At 68.0% G+C, this 17,930-nt stretch carries 18 protein-coding genes; 13 read left to right on the top strand and 5 right to left on the bottom strand.

Going from position 1 to position 17,930, the window contains the following annotated elements; all coding sequences use genetic code 11:
• Positions 1-26: 26 nt before the first annotated feature.
• A complete protein-coding gene (locus E1H18_RS16920; RefSeq protein WP_172270601.1) occupies positions 27-203 on the bottom strand; it encodes a DUF1328 domain-containing protein in 177 nt (58 codons plus the stop codon).
• Positions 204-309: 106 nt separating this feature from the next.
• Between E1H18_RS16920 and cobT the strand changes: the two genes are divergently transcribed.
• The 4 genes from cobT to E1H18_RS16900 all read left to right on the top strand — a co-directional run bounded on the left by cobT (position 310) and on the right by E1H18_RS16900 (position 4,397).
• A complete protein-coding gene (gene cobT / locus E1H18_RS16915; RefSeq protein WP_172270599.1) occupies positions 310-2,250 on the top strand; it encodes a cobaltochelatase subunit CobT in 1,941 nt (646 codons plus the stop codon).
• The gene (locus tag E1H18_RS16910) at positions 2,247-3,323 is read left to right on the top strand and encodes an esterase-like activity of phytase family protein (protein ID WP_172270597.1); all 1,077 of its coding nucleotides are present in this window, start codon (positions 2,247-2,249) and stop codon (positions 3,321-3,323) included. The genes cobT and E1H18_RS16910 overlap by 4 nt, the downstream gene beginning before the upstream one ends.
• 206 nt (positions 3,324-3,529) lie before the next feature.
• Positions 3,530-3,841, top strand: coding sequence for a hypothetical protein (locus E1H18_RS16905; protein ID WP_194248056.1), 312 nt, complete (start codon positions 3,530-3,532; stop codon positions 3,839-3,841).
• Between the two features lie 256 nt (positions 3,842-4,097).
• On the top strand, positions 4,098-4,397 hold the full coding sequence (locus tag E1H18_RS16900) for a hypothetical protein (RefSeq protein WP_172270595.1): 300 nt from the start codon (positions 4,098-4,100) through the stop codon (positions 4,395-4,397).
• A gap of 88 nt (positions 4,398-4,485) precedes the next feature.
• Here the strand turns inward: E1H18_RS16900 and E1H18_RS16895 are convergent, their stop codons facing one another.
• Entirely contained in the window at positions 4,486-5,643 is a 1,158-nt protein-coding gene (locus E1H18_RS16895) for an MFS transporter (RefSeq protein WP_172270593.1), read from the bottom strand.
• 68 nt (positions 5,644-5,711) lie between these two features.
• Here E1H18_RS16895 and E1H18_RS16890 point away from each other — a divergent pair, with 68 nt between their 5' ends.
• Positions 5,712-6,197, top strand: a complete 486-nt coding sequence (locus E1H18_RS16890; protein WP_172270580.1) for a MarR family winged helix-turn-helix transcriptional regulator — start codon at positions 5,712-5,714, stop codon at positions 6,195-6,197.
• A gap of 88 nt (positions 6,198-6,285) precedes the next feature.
• Here E1H18_RS16890 and rpmB read toward each other — a convergent pair whose 3' ends face one another.
• Positions 6,286-6,585, bottom strand: coding sequence for a 50S ribosomal protein L28 (gene rpmB, locus E1H18_RS16885; protein ID WP_125155294.1), 300 nt, complete (start codon positions 6,583-6,585; stop codon positions 6,286-6,288).
• A 232-nt stretch (positions 6,586-6,817) separates the two neighbouring features.
• Between rpmB and E1H18_RS16880 the strand changes: the two genes are divergently transcribed.
• Positions 6,818-7,294, top strand: coding sequence for a DUF3617 family protein (locus E1H18_RS16880; protein ID WP_172270578.1), 477 nt, complete (start codon positions 6,818-6,820; stop codon positions 7,292-7,294).
• A 285-nt stretch (positions 7,295-7,579) separates the two neighbouring features.
• On the opposite strand, the gene E1H18_RS16875 is transcribed toward E1H18_RS16880, so the two are convergent.
• Positions 7,580-8,155: a methylated-DNA--[protein]-cysteine S-methyltransferase gene (locus E1H18_RS16875; RefSeq protein ID WP_172270576.1), complete on the bottom strand. Its 576-nt coding sequence runs from the start codon at positions 8,153-8,155 to the stop codon at positions 7,580-7,582.
• A gap of 81 nt (positions 8,156-8,236) precedes the next feature.
• Here E1H18_RS16875 and E1H18_RS16870 point away from each other — a divergent pair, with 81 nt between their 5' ends.
• The 4 genes from E1H18_RS16870 to E1H18_RS16855 are packed head-to-tail and all read left to right on the top strand — an operon-like array spanning position 8,237 to position 14,195.
• A complete protein-coding gene (locus E1H18_RS16870) occupies positions 8,237-9,889 on the top strand; it encodes an amidohydrolase (RefSeq protein WP_172270574.1) in 1,653 nt (550 codons plus the stop codon).
• Between the two features lie 59 nt (positions 9,890-9,948).
• Positions 9,949-11,328: an OprO/OprP family phosphate-selective porin gene (locus E1H18_RS16865; RefSeq protein WP_172270572.1), complete on the top strand. Its 1,380-nt coding sequence runs from the start codon at positions 9,949-9,951 to the stop codon at positions 11,326-11,328.
• 24 nt (positions 11,329-11,352) lie between these two features.
• On the top strand, positions 11,353-13,911 hold the full coding sequence (locus tag E1H18_RS16860) for a helicase-related protein (RefSeq protein WP_172270570.1): 2,559 nt from the start codon (positions 11,353-11,355) through the stop codon (positions 13,909-13,911).
• Positions 13,908-14,195 carry a S4 domain-containing protein gene (locus E1H18_RS16855; protein WP_172270568.1) on the top strand — a complete coding sequence of 96 codons (288 nt, stop codon included), beginning with the start codon at positions 13,908-13,910 and terminating at the stop codon, positions 14,193-14,195. Before E1H18_RS16860 ends, E1H18_RS16855 begins: the two co-directional genes overlap by 4 nt.
• A 48-nt stretch (positions 14,196-14,243) precedes the next feature.
• Here the strand turns inward: E1H18_RS16855 and E1H18_RS16850 are convergent, their stop codons facing one another.
• Positions 14,244-16,340, bottom strand: a complete 2,097-nt coding sequence (locus E1H18_RS16850) for an EAL domain-containing protein (protein ID WP_172270566.1) — start codon at positions 16,338-16,340, stop codon at positions 14,244-14,246.
• Positions 16,341-16,595: 255 nt separating this feature from the next.
• Here E1H18_RS16850 and fdxA point away from each other — a divergent pair, with 255 nt between their 5' ends.
• From fdxA to E1H18_RS16840, 3 genes are all read left to right on the top strand, one after another.
• A complete protein-coding gene (gene fdxA / locus E1H18_RS16845; protein ID WP_172270564.1) occupies positions 16,596-16,937 on the top strand; it encodes a ferredoxin FdxA in 342 nt (113 codons plus the stop codon).
• Positions 16,938-17,007: 70 nt separating this feature from the next.
• Positions 17,008-17,190, top strand: a complete 183-nt coding sequence (locus E1H18_RS26510) for a hypothetical protein (protein ID WP_206679086.1) — start codon at positions 17,008-17,010, stop codon at positions 17,188-17,190.
• Between the two features lie 109 nt (positions 17,191-17,299).
• On the top strand, positions 17,300-17,803 hold the full coding sequence (locus tag E1H18_RS16840) for a CarD family transcriptional regulator (protein ID WP_172270562.1): 504 nt from the start codon (positions 17,300-17,302) through the stop codon (positions 17,801-17,803).
• Positions 17,804-17,930 lie beyond the last annotated feature (127 nt).

Below are 17,930 nucleotides of genomic sequence, written 5' to 3'. Positions count from 1 at the left end.
CCCCCGTGGCGCGGGGGAGCCTTCGTCTATTTCGCGACCGCCTTGAATACCGTCGCGCCGAGCACCAGCATGATCACCACGCCGATCAGGAAGATGAAGAACAGGATCTTGGCCACGCCGGCCGCGGCGCCGGCGATGCCCGTGAAGCCCAGGGCCCCGGCGATCAGGGCGACGACGGCGAGAATGATGGCCCACTTCAACATGTCTATTTCCCTCTTCGAGCGCCAAAGCGGCGCTGTTGGCAAATCAACGTCGCGCCCGCGCACGCCGTTCCTTGTTTTCGCCGCCCGACGTCGCTAACCCAGACGCATGGTCTCCAAGCCCGAAAGCCCGACCGAGCCCTTCAAGCGCGCCCTGGCCCACGCGGCCCGCTCGCTCGCCGAGACCCCGGACCTGGAGGTCGTGTTCTCCGGTGACGGTCCCCAATTGCTGGGCAAGCGCGCCGTGCTGCCGCATCCCCCCCGCGATCTGTCGTCCAAGGAAGCCGCGCGCATCCGCGGCCTGGCCGACCAGATGGCCCTGCGCCTGGCGCACCACGACGCGATCGCCCACGCCCGCGCCCGTCCCTCCTCGCCCGACGGCCAGGCCGCCTTCGAGTCGATCGAGCAGGCGCGACTGGAAGCCATCGGCGCCAACGCCCTGGGCGGCGTCCGACAGAACCTGACGGCCGCGCTGGAGGCCCGGCTGGAAAAGCAGGGCCTGACCCGCGCGGTGGCCACCGACCGCCAGTCGGCCCCCATGGCCGAGATCCTGGGCCTGATGGTGCGCGAGCGCCTGACCGGCGACGCCCCGCCCGATGGGGCCAAGGCCCTGGTCGACATCCTGCGCAACGACATCGAACTGCGGGCCGGCAAGGACCTGGACCGCCTGGCCGCCGCCATCGACGATCAGGCCGCCTTCGCCCGGGTCACCCGCGAGATCCTGCGCGACCTGGACCTCTCCGAGGAGATGACCGACGCCGAGCAGTCGGACGACCAGGAGGACGAGGGCGAGGACGACACGCCGACCGAACAGTCCGACGAGGATCAGGGCGAGGGCGAAGGCGAGCAGCCCGAGGGCTCCTCGCCGCAGGAGAGCGAGGCCTCCGACCGCGAGACCGAAGCCGGCGACGAGGAAATGGTCCAGTCGGACCAGGACGGCGAGGTCGAGGAGACCGACGAGCAGCCCGACATGGGCGACGGCGCCAAGGCCGCCCGTCCCGATACCGGCCCCGCGCAGAACGGCGAGCCGCTCTACAAGATCTACACCACGGCCTATGACGAGGTCGTCGACGCCGAAGACCTGTGCGACGCCGAGGAGCTGACCCGGCTGCGCGCCTATCTCGACCAGCAGCTGACCGCGCTTTCCAGCGTCGTCTCGCGCCTGGCCAACAAGCTGCAGCGTCGCCTGCTGGCCCAACAGAACCGCGCCTGGACCTTCGATCTCGAGGAAGGGATGCTAGACGTCGCCCGCCTGACGCGGGTGATCATCGACCCGACCGCGCCCCTGTCGTTCAAGCAGGAAGAGGACCAGGAGTTCCGCGACACGGTCGTAACCCTGCTGATCGACAACTCCGGCTCGATGCGCGGCCGCCCGATCATGGTGGCGGCGATCTGCGCCGACATCCTGGCGCGCACCCTGGAGCGCTGCGGGGTCAAGACCGAGGTGCTGGGCTTCACCACCCGCGCCTGGAAGGGCGGGTCCAGTCGCGACGAGTGGATCAAGTCGGGCAAGCCCGCTGCCCCGGGCCGCCTGAACGACCTGCGCCACATCATCTACAAGGCCGCCGACGCGCCCTGGAGAAGAGCCCGCAAGAACCTGGGCCTGATGATGCGCGAAGGGCTGCTGAAAGAGAACATCGACGGCGAGGCGCTGATGTGGGCGCACCAGCGCGTCATCGCCCGGCCCGAAGCCCGCCGCATTCTGATGGTGATCTCCGACGGCGCGCCGGTGGATGACAGCACCCTGAGCGTCAATTCGGGTCACTATCTGGAGCGCCACTTGCGCCAGGTCATCGCCGAGATCGAGGGCAAGAGCCCCGTGGAGCTGATCGCCATCGGCATCGGCCACGACGTCACGCGCTACTATCGCCGCGCCGTCACCATCGTCGACGTCGAGCAGCTGGGCGGCGTGCTGGTCGAACAGCTGGCGGCCCTCTTCGAGGAAGAACCACGCGCTGTGGCCCGCACGCGCGGCCTGCTGGCTCCGCTGCCGGTCGTCACGCCGCAGGCCGCCAAGACCGGCCCCAAGACGGGCAAGGTCCCCGCGTGATCGGTCTGCGCACGGCGCTGGTCCTGGGTCTGATCGGCGGCTTCAGCGGCCTGGCGACCCAGTGCACGCCCAAGCGGCCGGCGCCGGTCGTCATTCCCGCCGCCCCGGTCAAGGCCGGCCCCGAGATCACTGTCCTCGCCACCCCGGTGCCGCTGGACGCCGCCAACCCGGCCAAGACCACCGTCGACGGCTTCGTCTATGCCGGCGGCCTGGCCCTGACCAGCAACGACACCTCGCGCCTGCATGGCCTGTCGGACCTGGCGATCGGCGGCGACAACCAGCTGACCGCGATCAGCGACGATGGCGACCTGTTCGAGGCCCGCCTGCAGCTGGACGAGACCGGCCGCCTGGTCGGCCTGACCCATACCAAGCTGCAGCCGCTCAAGGGCCTCGACGGCCAGCCTCTGCAGGGCAAGACCCAGGCCGACGCCGAGGGCCTGGCGGTGATGCCCAATGGCGACCGCCTGGTCAGCTTCGAGCGTGACCATCGCATCTGGCTCTATCCGGTCGGCGCGGACGGCGTCTGGGGCACGCCCCGGCCCGTTCCCAAGCCTTCGACCATCTTCCCCGACAACGAGGGCATGGAAGCCCTGGCCGCCTACCCCGTCGCTGGTCCCGACGCCTATCTGGTGGGCGGTGAAGAGGGCGAGGTCTGGATCTGCCGCCTGTCGGCCGCGTGCACTGCCCTGCCGCCGCAATCGGGCCCGGACTTCACCTGGGGCCTGACAGGCTTCGCGGCCTTCCACGGCTCGGCCATCGCCACCCTGCATCGCGGCTTCGATCCGATCCGCGGCTGGCGCGCCACCGTGCGGTTCATTTCCGACCCGACCAAGCCCTTGGCCCAGCAGCGCACCGTCGCCAGCCTGCGGCTGGAGGGCGCGGTCCCACACGACAATTTCGAGGGGGTGGCGCTGTCGCAGTCCCCCTCGGGCGCGACGCGGATCTACCTGGTCTCGGACGACAACTCGGCCCCGGGCCAGCGCACCCTTTTGCTGGCGTTCGACTGGACCCCGCCGCCCCCACCGCCGCCCGCGCCCGCCACACCGGCCAAGCGGCCCGTTCGCAGGCGCTAAGCCGTTTCGTTTCAAACGAGACAGTATCGTTGTCAACTATATGATTAGATTGAACTTTTTTGCGAAAGTCGCGATTTCGCACTTGCGGTAGACACCGGTGTCATCTACCAATGCCTTCGACGGACGACGAGGCGAGATCCTGGGGGCCGTCAGAGGAACGCGTCGGGAGGCGGTTGAAATCAACCTCCTTTCCGGAACTGAAAACCATGATCCGTCTGCTCGCTATCGCCATCGCCGCCCTGATGACCACCGCCGCCGCCACCTCGGCCAGCGCGGGTGAGATCACCGTCAAGGTCGCCGGCCGCACCGCCCCGGTCGTCCACGCCGAAATCGTCGACGCCGCCAAGAAGCTCTGCCAGGAAGACCTGGTTGGCGTTCCCGACGCCGGGGACGTCGCCGTCTATTGCGTCCGCGAAGTGACCCGCGACGCCGTGAACCGCGCCAAGAGCCGCGAACTGGTCGCCTTCGACAAGGCCCAGGCCCGCAGCACCTACTTCCTGCGCGTCGCTTCGCGCTAAGAAGCGCTGAGATCATTAGCGAAATCGGCCCGCGAAGCTCTGGCTTCGCGGGCCTTTTTGCGTCCGCAATCGGTTGCTTCGACGGAGATGTTTCATCCGTACCCAATCAGGGTGCAGCGCAACATTATCGTTGATAACTCAAAAGAACGCCGCTATATCCACATCGACGGCGCGACAGGCGAGAGACCGAGCAGGAGCCGTCAGAGGAACGCGTCTGGAGGCGGTTGATCCCAACCCCTTCTTTCGGAACATCGACATGATCCGCTCTATCGTTCTGGCCGCCTCGGCCATCGCTCTGACCATCGCTGCTCCCGCTTCGGCCGCCGAAATGCGCGTCAAGGTTTCCGGCAAGTCGGCCGCCGAAGTCCGCGCCGAAATCGTCAAGGCCGCCTCGTCGGTCTGCTGGCAGGACATCCGCGGCGAAGCCCTCGCCGGCTACCTGTACCCGGCCTGCATCCGCGCCTCGGTCAATGACGCCGTCGCCAAGATCAACAACCCGGCCCTGACCGCCTACAACACCGCCAACCCGGCCTCGAGCGCCGTCCTGGCCCGCTAAGCGGTCACTACCAGTACCAAGCGTTCAAAACCCGTCGCGGCCCAGCCGCGGCGGGTTTTGCTTTATGCCCCCCAAGGACGGCGGACCATTACGAAAGCCGCAGCCCAGGACGCAGGCGGGCCGCGATCAGCGCCATGACCAGACACAGTCCCGCCATCAGCCACCATGCCGGGCTCAGGTCCGACAGCTGCTGGCGCAAGACGCCGGCCGCGAAAGGCAACAAGGCGGCCAGCACATAGCCGCCGCCTTGCACCACGCCCACGATCAAGCCCGCCTCGGCAGGGCCATCGCCATGATCCATGGCTACGATCAACGACAGTGGGAACAGGGCGCCGATGCCCAACCCCGCCAACAGGGCCGCCGGCCAAGCCAGGACCAGGGGTGACAAACCAAGGCACACCAGCCCGACCAGCAAGGCGCCGATGGCCGCCAGCAGCAGCGGGCACCGGTCGGGAAAACGGCCGATACACAGCGAGACAGCCGTTCCGGCCGCGACTTCGGCCAGCGTGACGCCAGCCAGCAGGGCCCCCGCCGCCGAAGCATCCCAGCCCAGCTGAGTATAGAAGGGCGGCAGCCATGCCAGGACCAGCGTGTAGGCTCCCGTGCCCAGGCCGAAGAAGGCCAGCAGCCGCCAGACCTTGGCGCTGCGCCAGACATCGCCGTCGGCCGCGGCGCTGGGCGGGTCATCGGCGGCCTTCGCCGTCGCGCCCCAGACCGCCAGGCCGACGATCGCCGGCAGGATCCACACGCCCAGCGCGGCAGGCCAGCCCTGGACCGCCGCGATACGGGGACTGGCGAAGCTGGCGATCGCCGCCCCACCCATGACCCCCGTGGAATAGAGCCCCATCAGGCTCGCCGCTCCGGCCCCAGCGCGATGACGGATCACCGCAGGCAGCAGCGCCTGGACAACGGCGATGCCGACGCCGCCCAGCATGGCGGTCAGGATCAGCGACGGCGCGGCCGGCCATAGCCAGCGGCCGAGGCACGCGGCGGCGACGCATGACAGGCCCAGCGCGATTCCGCCCCGGCTGCCCAGCCGCGCCTTCAACCCTCGGGTCCCGAGCAGACAGAGCCCCATCAACAGGACAGGCAAGCTGGTCAGTAGGCTGGCCCCGGTGTCGCCGAGACCCGTCGCAGCCTGAATCCGGTCCAGCACAGGACCGATCGCGGCCAGGGCGGGACGCAGGTTGAGACCCACCAGGAGGATGGTCGCCGGAAAGAGGATCCTGTCGGCAGGTCTTGGCATGTCGGTGCTCCACGCGATATGCCTCTACGTAGAGACAGATATCTCTACGTCAAGACAATGAGGTCGTCATGGACAGGGCCGAACACGCCGCCGCCCAATGGACTCGGGAACGCCCCGACATCGACACGGCGGCGATGGTGCTGCTTGGAAGACTGGCGGAGGCCGCGCTGGTCATCGCCCGCGATCGCGTGAACCCGCTCTTCGCCGAACATGACCTTCAGCCAGGGGAGTTCGACGTGCTGGCGACCTTGCGTCGGAGCGGCGCGCCCCACGCCCTGACCCCGACCGACCTCTATGAAGCGGCGATGATCTCGTCAGGCAGCATGAGCAACCGGATCAATCGGCTGGAGACAGCGGGCCTGATCGAACGCCGGCCCAATCCCGACGACAGACGGGGAGTCCTGGTCGCCCTGACGGATCGGGGCCTGACCCTGATCGACCGCGTCGTCGGCCTTCACGTCGCCAACCAGCAGGCGATCGCAGGCGTTCTGGCTCCTCATGAGCAGGCGACCCTGTCGGCGCTGCTGGCCAAGCTGCTGCACGGCCGCGGCTAGCCGGTCGCAGTCCGCCATCGTGGACACGCGAAAAGCCCGCCGGGCGAACCCGGCGGGCTTTCGATAGTCCAGCCTTGGACCGTAAGCCTTAGGCGGCTTGAGCGGCGGCCTTGGCCTTCGCCTTGACCTGGCTCTTGATCTTCAGGGCGCGCGGCGACAGCTGCTCGTCCTTGGCGCCCAGCAGGAACACGTCCAGGCCGCCCTTGAAGTCCAGGGTGCGCAGGGCAGCGTTGCTGATGCGCAGCTTGAAGCTCTGGCCCAGCGACTCCGACTGGAGCGTGGCGGGCGACAGGGCCGGCAGGAAGCGGCGCTTGGTCTTGATGTTCGAGTGGCTCACATTGTGGCCGACCATCGGACCGATACCGGTAAGTTCGCAACGGCGCGACATGGGAGTTACCTTGGCTTGGGCGAGACCGCTCGGCTCGGTAAAGAGCCTGGTCCCACTAAGATATGAATTCGGGCACACGACCGGACAGGCCTGCCGCGCGAGAGCCGGCGATATAGGCGAAGGCTCCCCCCTGAGTCAAGGCGGGTTGGTCATGGCGAGTTTGGAACCAGCCCCTTCAAGCACGGTTCATCAGGCGCTCTATATATAGAGCCGCATGAAGGAGACCTGCCGTATGCGTTCGAAGACCCTTGCCGCTTCCGTTCTTGCTGTCGCCATTGGCGGCGCCGGCTTCGCCCTGGCCCAGCCGGTCGTGCGCGCCGCGGCGGCGAGCAAGGCGACGATTCTGCCCGGCTACTGGGAATACGACTACAAGGTCGGCGTTATCCCGATCAGTAACGAGACCAAGTGCCTCAAGCCCGCCGACGCCGAGCAGTTCTCGCGCGGCATCTGCACTAAGCGCTATCGCTGCGACTACACCACCAATGTGGTGAAGGACGGCAAGATCGCGCTGAAGGGCACCTGGACCGACAAGAAGGACCGCGCCTCGCCCGTGACGGCCAACGGGACCTATTCGCCTGAGGCCTTCAAGATGGACATCCACATCAAGACCATCAACGGCATGCCGCTGGCCGGCAGCCTGACCGCCAAGCGCCTCTCGGCCGAGTGCCCCGCCCCTGCAGAGAAGACGGCGGAGACGGCGGCCAAATAGGGCCGGCCTGGAAACCGATTTGTGGTTAATCCGCTTTAAGCTACAATAGCTTGTAGGGAACAAAGCCTGAATCGGAGAACGTCGCCGATTCGGTCCTGATTCGTTTCGCGCCTGTTCGGCGAAGCGTTACCAGGCGTTAAGATAGCGCCCTCCCCCGGCTGAACACCGTCATCCCGCGCTTTATGCGCGGGACCAATGGCTCAGCTTCCATGTGGGATTTCGTTCTCGCCCAGCACGTGCGGCGGACGAATGGGTCCCGCGCATAAAGCGCGGGATGACGGGAGCTCAGAACCCCCGTGGCGGCGCCACCGAGAATTCCAGGTCGAACAGCGTCGGGACGTCACTGGTCTTGGCCCGCTCCAGCGTCAGGAGACGGGCCTTCGTCTCCGCGCCGCCATTGGCCGAGAAGCCGCCCATCTTGCCCGAGGCCGCCAGCACCCGGTGACAGGGCACCACAATCGGCCAGGGGTTCTCGCCCAGGGCCTTGCCCACGGCGCGCGAGGCGCCCGGCTCGCCCATCGCCGCCGCCACCTGGCCATAGGTCGAGGTCTCCCCCGGACGGATGGCCCTGGCGATCGCATAGACCCGCAGATTGAAGGACGACTGGCCATCCAGCTCCAGCGGAACATCAGCCAGATCGTCGCGCTCCCCGCCCAGCAGGTCGCGGATCCGGTCGATCACCGCGTCCATCTCTTCGGGCGGCTCGGCCTCCAAGGCGTCGGGGAAGCGCTTGCGCAGACGCGCCCAGGCGGCGCCAGGCGTCGCTTCGGGCAATTGCACGCCGATCAGGCCGCGTGCGCCCCAGGCGAGGCCGCAGCGTCCGATCATCGTGTCGAAAAGAGCGAAACCCGGAGGAGACATGGTTAAAAAATAGCAGGCCTGTTGCAGCTGTGGAGGGGTGCGACCTACGATTTCCGAAACTTGTCACACGGGGGATTGTTCATGCGCCGGATTCTGCTCGCCGCCCTGTTGGCTGCGACCTCTCTGACCACCGCGAACGCCGGCGATATCCTGATCCACGGCGGGCCGATCCATACCGGCGTCGACACGGTCCCCACCGCCCAGGCGGTGCTGATCCGCGACGATCGCATCCTGTTCGTTGGCGACCTGAAGACCGCTAAGGCCAAGGCGGCCACAGGCGTCCAGGACATCGACCTGAAAGGCGCGGCGGCCTATCCCGGTTTCGTCGACGCCCACGCTCACCTGACCGGCATCGGCCTGCGCGAGTTGACCCTGAACCTGGACCAGGTGAAATCCGTCGCCGAACTGGTCGCCTCGGTGAAGGCCTATGCCGCCGCCCATCCTGAGGGCGCGATCTATGGCCGGGGCTGGATCGAGACCCACTGGCCCGAAAAGCGTTTTCCCACTCGCGCCGACCTGGACGCCGCCGCGCCGGGCCGGATCATCGTGCTGGGCCGCTCGGACGGCCACGCCAGCGTCGCCTCGACCGCCGCCCTGGCCAAGGCCGGGATCACCGCCGCCACCGCCGCTCCGGCCGGCGGCCAGATCCTGAAAGGGACCGACGGCGCGCCCGACGGCATGCTGATCGACCACGCCCAGGACCTGATCGAGGGCGTCATCCCGCCGCCCAGCGAAGCCCTGAAGCGCGAGGCGCTGCGCAAGGCGGGCCAACTCTACGCCTCGCGCGGCTGGACGGGCTTGGACAATATGAGCGTCATGGCCGACGATCTGGCCCTGCTGCGCGACGAGGCCGCCAAGGGCGCGTTCCACATCCGCGTCGACAACTACATGGACCCCAGCGGCGCGGCCGAGGTGCTGGCCAAGGGTCCGCAGACCGATACGACCGGCCTGATCCGCACGCGCGGGATCAAACTCTACATGGACGGCGCCCTGGGCTCGCGCGGTGCGGCCCTGCTGGAGCCCTATAGCGACGCGGAGGGTCTTGGCCTGATCCTGACGCCGCGCGATCAGGGCCTGGCCCTGATGAAGCAGGCCAAGGCGGCCGGCGCCCAGGTGGCGATGCACGCCATCGGCGACCGCGGCAATCGCCTGGTCCTGGACTGGTTCGACGAGACCCTCAAAGACAAGAATGGGGCGGGCGACAAAGCCGCCCGCTGGCGGATCGAGCACGCCCAGATCGTCGCCGACACCGACCTGCCGCGCTTCGCCAAGCTGGGGGTCATCGCCTCCATGCAGCCCAGCCACGCGATCGGCGACCTGTTCTTCGCGCCGGCGCGCCTGGGCAAGGACCGCCTGCACGAAGGCTATCGCTGGAAGGACTTCCTGACCGCCGGCGTCGTCGTGGCTGCTGGCTCGGACGCCCCGGTCGAGGTCGGCGACCCGCGCATCGAGTTCTACGCCGCCGTCCACCGCCACAGCCTGGACGGCTTCGCCAATGCCGACTGGCATCTGGACGAGGCCGTCACCCGCGCCCAGGCCCTGAAGATGCTGACCCTGGCCCCGGCCTATGCCGTGTTCCGGGAGAAGGAGCTGGGCACGCTGGAGGCCGGCAAGAAGGCCGACATCACCGCCTTCTCCAAAGATTTCATGACGGTGGAGCCCAAGGAGATCCTGACCGCCCAGCCTGTCCTCACCGTGGTGGACGGTAAGGTCGTCTTTCAGCGCAAGCCTTAGCGACATCGTCACCAAACTGTCGCATTAAGAGCCCGCTCGGCGTCTAGGCTGGCCGGGCGATGCGATACGAGGTGGCCGTGCGCCCGTCCCTGCCGACTCTCTTCAGCGCCGCGGCGCTGGGTCTGTCGTCCTCGCCGGCCATGGCGCAGGCTCTGAGCGCCGATGAGGCGGCGGCCCTGCGCGCCGAGATCGCGACGCTGAAGGCGCAACTGCAACGCATGGAGCAGAAGCTGGACGCCGCCAGCGCCGCGCCTCAGCCGGTTGCGCCGGTGGCGCCTCCGGCCGAACCCGCGACCGAGATCGCCTGGAAGGGCTCGCCGCAGTTCGCCAGCGAAGGCCGCACCTTCAAGGCCAAGGGCCGAATTCAGGCCGACGCCGGCTACGTCTCGCATCCTCGGGGCGCGTCCGACCGCGGCCTGGGCTACGCTGCCGAGATGCGCCGCATCCGCCTCGGCGGCGAGGGCAGCCTGAGCAAGGCGTTCGGCTACAAGCTTGAGCTTGAGCTCTCCGACAACGCCGTCGATCTGGTCGACACCTTCGTCACCTGGAAAAGCGGCCCGTGGGAGCTGGCCCTGGGCAATCAGAACCAGTTCCAGGCCCTGGACGAACTGACCGGCGACACCACCGGCGCGACCATGGAGCGGGCCGCCTTCACCGACGCCTTCAACTTCGAGCGCCGCCTGGGCCTGGCGGCCCAGTACGAGAAGGCCGACTGGATCCTGCAGGCCGGGCTGTTCGCCGACGACATCGACGCCCTGGCCGACAGCGCCGACGGCCCTGACGGCGGCGACGAAAACAACAGCTACGGCTTCGACGGCCGCGTGGTCTATGCGCCCAAGCTGGGCCAGACCCAGCTGCACCTGGCGGCCTCGGCCCACTGGCGCGACCTCAAGCGGCTGCGCGAAGCCGGCGCGCGCTATCGCCAGCGCCCCTATCTGCACACCAGCAACAGCCGGCTGATCGACACCGGCGTGCTCGATGTCCGCGACGAAGCCCACTACGGTGTCGAGGCAGCCTTCGTGCGGGGTCGCTGGCATGGCGCGGCCGAGGCCCATTGGCTCGAGAGCGACCTGGCCATTGGCCCGACGCCGCGCTTCTTCGGCGGCTATGCCGAGCTGGGCTACTTCTTCACCGGCGAGACACGCGGCTATGGCGGCGGCATCTTCGAGCGCACCAAGACTGCTCGGCCGCTGGGGTCCGGCGGCCTGGGCGCGCTGCAGGCCAGCCTGCGCTACGACTATCTGGACATGAACGACCGCGGCGTCGTCGGCGGCCGGCAGGACGCCTGGATCGCCGCCCTGATCTGGCAGCCGATCGACTATCTGCGCTTCAACCTCAACCACGGCTGGCTGTCCTATGGCGACGCCGCCCCGCTGGCCAACGGCGACCGCAGCTATCGCGTCCGGACCACCGGCGCGCGCATGGAACTGGACTTCTAACCGCTCCCGCCCCACCTTCGGGTCATGAGTGACCGTTCGACCGGCCTTGCCCCGTCCAAGCTTACCGCGGTCCTGGGTCCGACCAACACCGGCAAGACCCACCTGGCCGTCGAGCGGATGATGGCCCACGGTTCGGGCATGATCGGCCTGCCCCTGCGCCTGCTGGCCCGCGAGATCTACGATCGCATCGTCAAGCTGCGCGGCAAGGCCAGCGTGGCGCTGATCACCGGGGAAGAGAAGATCGTCCCCGCCCGGGCGAACTATTTCGTCTGCACGGTCGAGGCCATGCCGCTGGGCCGCGAGGTCGAGTTCCTGGCCGTCGACGAGATCCAGCTGTGCGCCGATCCCGAGCGCGGCCACATCTTCACCCATCGCCTGCTGCACGCCCGCGGCAAGTTCGAGACCATGTTCCTGGGGGCCGGGACCATGGCCCCGCTGGTCCGCCGCCTGCTGCCGGATGCCGAGATCGTCGGGCGCGAGCGGTTCTCCAACCTGTCCTACGCCGGCTCCAAGAAGCTGACTCGCCTGCCGCGCCGCACGGCCATCGTCGCCTTCTCCACCGACGCGGTCTATGCGATCGCCGAGCTGATCCGCCGCCAGCGCGGCGGCGCGGCCGTGGTCATGGGCAGCCTCTCGCCCCGCACCCGCAACGCCCAGGTCGCCCTCTATCAGTCCGGCGAAGTCGACTTCCTGGTGGCCACCGACGCCATCGGCATGGGCCTGAACATGGACGTCGACCACGTGGCCTTCGCCGGCCTGCGCAAGTTCGACGGCAAGCGCACTCGCTGGCTCTATCCCCAGGAGGTCGGCCAGATCGCCGGCCGGGCGGGCCGCTACACCCGCGACGGCACCTTCGGCGTGACCAGCGACTGCGAGGAGATCGACGAGGACCTGGTCGAGGCCGTCGAGAGCCACACCTTCGAGCCGATCCAGGCCGCCGAGTGGCGCAACGCCCGGCTGGATTTCGGCTCCCTGCCCGGCCTGCTGCGCTCGCTGTCGGAGACGCCCAAGCGCAACGGCCTGTCGCTGTCGCAGGAGGCCCTGGACGAGCGCACCCTGCGGGCCCTGGCCAAGCAGGAAGACGTGGTCGCCCGCTGCAAGACCGACCGCTCGGCCCTGCTGAAGCTGTGGGACGTGTGCCAGACGCCGGACTTCCGCAAGACCACCGACGACGAACACCAGCGCATGGCGCGCACCCTGTTCGACGACCTCACCACCGGCCGCAAGCGCCTGCCCGAGGACTGGGTCGGCGGCCAGTTCAAGGCCTTGGACCGCACCGACGGCGAGATCGACAGCCTGGCCGCGCGGCTGTCGGGGGTGCGCACCCTCAGCTACATCGCCAACCGTCCCGACTGGGTGGGAAACCCTGCCCATTGGCAAGGTTTGACCCGCCAGCTTGAGGACCGGATCAGCGACACCCTGCACGAAAAGCTGATGGCCCGGTTCATCGACCGCCGCACCAGCGTGCTGATGAAGCAGCTGGGCGAGCGCGAGACCCTCTATGCCGGCGTCGGCCAGGACGGCGAGGTCACCGTCGAGGGCCATGTGGTCGGGCACCTGTCGGGCGTCGCCTTCACCCCGGTCAAGGCGACCTCGGCGCTGGAGGAAAAGGCCCTGCGCAACGCCGCCCAGCGCGCGGTCGGCCCCGAAATCGCCCGCCGCCTGGGCGTGATGGCCAGCGAGGCCGACGACGCCTTCGCCCTGACGCCGGACGGCGCGATCCTGTGGCGCGGCGAGGCGGCCGGGGCCGTGCGCCGCGATCTACCGCTCCTCTCGCCGCGCGCGCGCTTGTTGGGAGAGCTGGGTCACGCCGCCGCTCGCGAACGGGCCGAGCGGCGCCTGGACGCGTTCCTGGCCGGCGAGGTCGACCGCTACCTCGCCCCGCTGCGCAAGCTGGAGCGGGCCCTGGTCGGGGGCGAGCTGCGCGGCCTGCCGCGCGGGATCTCCCACCGCCTGCTCGAGGCCGGCGGCGTGCTGGACAAACGACCCGTGGATCCGGAGCTGAAGGCCCTGAGCCAAGGCGAGCGCCGCACCTTGAAGAGCCTGGGCGTGCGCATCGGGGCGTTCAGCCTCTATTGCCCTGGCGTGCTGAAGGCCGAAGCCATCGCCTGCGCCCGCGCGCTCAATCCGACGGGCTGGCGCGGCGCGCTGACGACGCTGGAGCCCCTGCCCTCGCCCGAGCCGTCGTTGCGTGAACTCTCGGCCAGCGGCCTGCGCGCCGTGGCCGGCTATACGACGCCGGTCGAAGCGCTGGAGATCCTGGACGCCCTGTTGCGCGCCGATCAGCAACTGGGCGGCGTGGTGCTGACCGATCAGGCCCTGGAAAAGCTGGGCTGGACCGCAAAGCAGGCCTCCAACATCCTGCGCGCCCTGGACTACACGCCCGCGATCCGCGCCAAGCCAGACCAGCCCATCGTCTGGAAACGCCGCGGCGCGGCCAAGCTGGAGCAGAAGCCGGTCAAGGCCCGCCCAGACTCGCCGTTCGCGGCGCTCGCCAAGCTGACCGAACCGCCGCCTCCGCCCGCGCGGCGCAAGCGGCCGCGGCGGAAGAAGCCGGCCGCGCCGAAGGCTGCCGCGTCGTGACTGACACGCACGGGGATTCGGTGCGCGCCGACGTCTGGCTGTGGCGGGCGCGGTTCTTCAAGACCCGCTCGCTGGCGGCCAAGTTCGTCGACGAGGGGCGGATCCGCCTCACCCGCACGGGCGTGGAAAGTCGGATCGACAAGCCCTCGCGGACCGTGAAGCCGGGGGATGTTCTGGTGTTCGGCCTGGCGGGGCGGCTGATCGCCGTGCGGGTGCTGGACTGCGGCGAGCGCCGAGGGCCGGCGATCGAGGCGCGGGGGCTGTACGAGGCGGTCGACGGCTGACGACTTGCCCCCTCCGCGCTTCGCGGTCAGGTGGGGGCCAGTGCTGAGCTAGCCGCCAAACCCCCGCAAGAACCCCGGCACTTCCCCCGCCGGCATCGGCCGGCCGAAGTGATAGCCTTGCACCTGGTCACACCCGTACCGCGACAGGGCCGCCAGCTGTTCGGCGTCCTCGACGCCTTCGGCCACGACCTTCATGCCCATGGACGTGCCGAGCGTGATCACCGCCCGCACGATGGCCTCGTCCTCGTCGTTCTGGACGAAGGACTTGTCGATCTTCAGGCGGTCGATCGGGAACTGGCGCAGGTTGGCGAGGCTGGCATAGCCCGTGCCGAAGTCGTCCAGGGCGATCATCACCCCGGCTTCGTGCAGCTGGCGGACCGTGTCGCTGACCAGGTCCGAGCCCCAGCCCATATAGACATTCTCGGTGACCTCGATGGTCAGGCGCTCGCAGGGCACGTTCCAGCGAGCCAGGCGCTCCTGGATCTCCTGAGCCAGGCGGCCGCTGCGGAACTGGGCCGAGCTGATATTGACCGCCACCCGGCCGAAATCGACGCCCTGGTCCAGCCACTCGCGCATCTGCCGAAGGGCTGTCTCGAAGGCCATGTCGCCCAGCTTCAGGGACAGGTCCTGATCCTCGAAGGCGGCCATGAAGCGGGCCGGCGTCAGGATTCCCTGCTCGGGATGCTCCCAGCGCATCAGCGCCTCGAAGCCGGCGACCTTGTGCTCTCGGATGTCGACGACCGGCTGGTAGAACAGGGTGAACTCGTTCTCGGCCACGGCGGCGCGCACGTCGCGCAGCAGCTCCAGCCGCTGCTCGACCTCGGATCGCATCGACGGCTCGAACACGATGCTGCGGTTACGGCCGGCCTCCTTGGCCCGATAGAGCGCGATGTCGGCGTTCTTGATCATGTGGGCCGGGTCGGCGTCGGGATCGCCGTGCAGGGCCGCCCCGATGCTGGCGCTGGCGGTGAAGCTGCGCCCCCCGTGCTCGATGGGCCGGCGCAGCAGGTCCTGCAGCTTCTCGATCGGCCGGGTCATGTCGGCCTCGCCGTGCAGGCCGCGCAGGATCACCGCGAACTCGTCGCCACCGAGGCGCGCGACGGTGTCGCTGGACCGGAAGGCGTGCTGCAGCATGCCTGCCAGGCGCTTGAGCAGGGCGTCGCCGGCGTCGTGACCCAGGCTGTCGTTGATGTCCTTGAAGTGATCGACGTCGATCATGATCAGGCCGAACATCTCGCCCAGGCTTTCAGACGCGGTGACCGCCTCCTGGAAGCGATGCTGGAACAGCGCCCGGTTGGGCAGGCCGGTCAGCGGATCGCGGAAGGCCAGGGTCTCGATCGCCTCGGTGTGACGTCGACGGTCGGTGATGTCCTTGAAGAGATTGACCAGCTTTTCAGGCTTGCCGTCTGCGCCGACGAACACCTTGCCCACTGAGCGGACCCAGGTCTCGACCCCGTCGTCGCGATTGAGCTTGAACTCGAAGACCCGGGCCTCGCCGACCTTGCGGGTGGCCACAAGGTCCGTACAGCGCTGGCGATCATCGGGATGGGCGACCTCCAGCGGATCGTCCTGGAACGTGCACCACTTCTGCAGTTCGGGCGCGGTGCCGGAGAAATAGACCTCTTTGGTGCGCAGGTCGTATTCGCGGACCAGCAGGTCATCCAGCTCCAGCGCCATGCGAAGGCGTTGCTGATCGCGTTCGGCGCGCAGCACGCTGTCGGCATAGCCGGTGACGTCGCGGGCGGTGACCATCACCGCATAGGCCCGCCCCTCCTCGAATTCCGCATCGCGGCAGGCGCTGAACTCGGTGCGCCAGACACGCTGGACGCCGTGCTCATCCAGCACCGGCAGGTAGCGGGAGAAGGCCAGGCCGTCCTGCGCGCAGGCCCGCAGCGCCTCGACATCCTCGGGCGCGACCAGACCGCCGGCGACGGCGTCGCCCTCGATCTCGAGGCGCGGGGCGACGCCCTGCGCGGCCCATTCGGGACTGACGGCGACCAGCGCCAGATCACGATCCAGCAAGGCGGTGGCGAAGGGGATCTCACGGACGAACGCGCCCAGCGCCCGGGCGCGGGTTCGCGCCTGGACATGGGTTTCGGTGTCGACCTCGAATCCAGTTTGGACGGCCAAGGCGTGAATCTTCATATAGTCGGCTTTCCGACGTTGTTTTTATTGGGCGTTTCCCCAGCCGGCATAATCACGTTCGTTCAATAAGAAATGGTTTGCAGCCGGACGATGGAACCGCGTTCTTGAACAGGTTTCCTTCGGTGCAGGGATGCGCCGCAGCCACGCCTGTAGAAATCCTGGCCGCGTACGCAGGCGAGCCGCATTGACAAGCGGCCCCCAGGCTTCGAAAACGCGCGCGCCGTAACTTCCCGCGACTTTCTTCCCGAGTTTTCGATGACCTACATCGTCACCGACGCCTGCGTCCGCTGCAAGTTCATGGACTGCGTGGAGGTGTGCCCGGTCGATTGCTTCTACGAGGGCGAGAACTTCCTCGTCATCAATCCCGACGAATGCATCGACTGCGGCGTGTGCGAGCCGGAATGCCCGATCGACGCCATCAAGCCGGACACCGAGGACGAGGCCGACGGCAAGTGGCTGCGGATCAATTCCGACTACGCCAAGGTCTGGCCCAACATCACGGTCAAGGGCGTGCCGCCGGCGGACCGCGAGGATTTCGAGCGCGAGACCGGCAAGTTCGAAAAGTATTTCAGCGAAAAGCCCGGCAAGGGTTCCTGATCCCAGTCGCGTCCCAAGCTTGATTTCTCAAGGTTGAACCACCGCCCGGCCGCGAAAGCTTGGCGGTGCGATGCTGCATGCCGGGACGCAACCCTTTCATCGGGCTGAATTTTATGCTATTGTCTCCGCCGACGTGACAGTTGCGGTCAATCGCGATTGGTCCGTCGTGTCGAAGAAGCCGTTTCGTGAAGCCATTGAACCGGCTCGCCCGATTGAAGGCGAAGGTGTCTTAAAGGTCTATTCCAAATCCTGACAGGCTAGCCCCCGCATCCAGTATTTCGCGGCGCGGGAACTCGTCTCCTTTTGATTTGGAACAGCACACGACGTTCGGGCCCCGCGGGCCCGCATTGATGAGGACGAACATGAGCAAGACTGGTCTGGAATTCTCGGTCGACGATCACGTCGTTTATCCTGCCCATGGCGTGGGCACGATCCAGGCGGTCGAGACCCAGGAAGTGGCCGGCATGTCGCTCGAAGTCTACGTCATCACCTTCGACCACGAGAAGATGACCCTGCGCGTCCCGACCAAAAAGGCCAAGACGGCCGGCCTGCGCCCGCTGGCGGAAGGCGGCACGGTCAGCCAGGCCCTGACCACCCTGAAGGGCCGCGCCCGCGTGAAGCGCACCATGTGGTCGCGTCGCGCCCAGGAATACGAAGCCAAGATCAACTCGGGCGACCTGATCTCGATCGCCGAGGTGGTCCGCGACCTGCACCGCGCCGAGAACCAGCCGGAACAGTCCTATTCGGAACGCCAGCTGTATGAATCGGCCCTGGACCGCATGGCCCGCGAAGTCGCCGCCATCGAGCGCATCGACCGCGAAGCCGCCATCGGCATCCTGACCAAGTCGCTGGTCAAGGCCGCCTAAGCGGACTTTCCGGTTACGAGAACGAAGACGCCCCCTGCGAAAGCCGGGGGCGTTTTTGTTTGCGGCAACCCCAAGCTTGACCTTCGAGAGACAGCTCGGCTGATGTGAGATCAGCAACCAGGAGCTG

The organism is Caulobacter sp. RHG1, assembly GCF_013181195.1.
GTDB lineage: Bacteria > Pseudomonadota > Alphaproteobacteria > Caulobacterales > Caulobacteraceae > Caulobacter.
The sequence above is the reverse complement of the archived record's forward strand: the minus strand, read 5'-3'. Positions and strand labels throughout refer to the sequence as shown.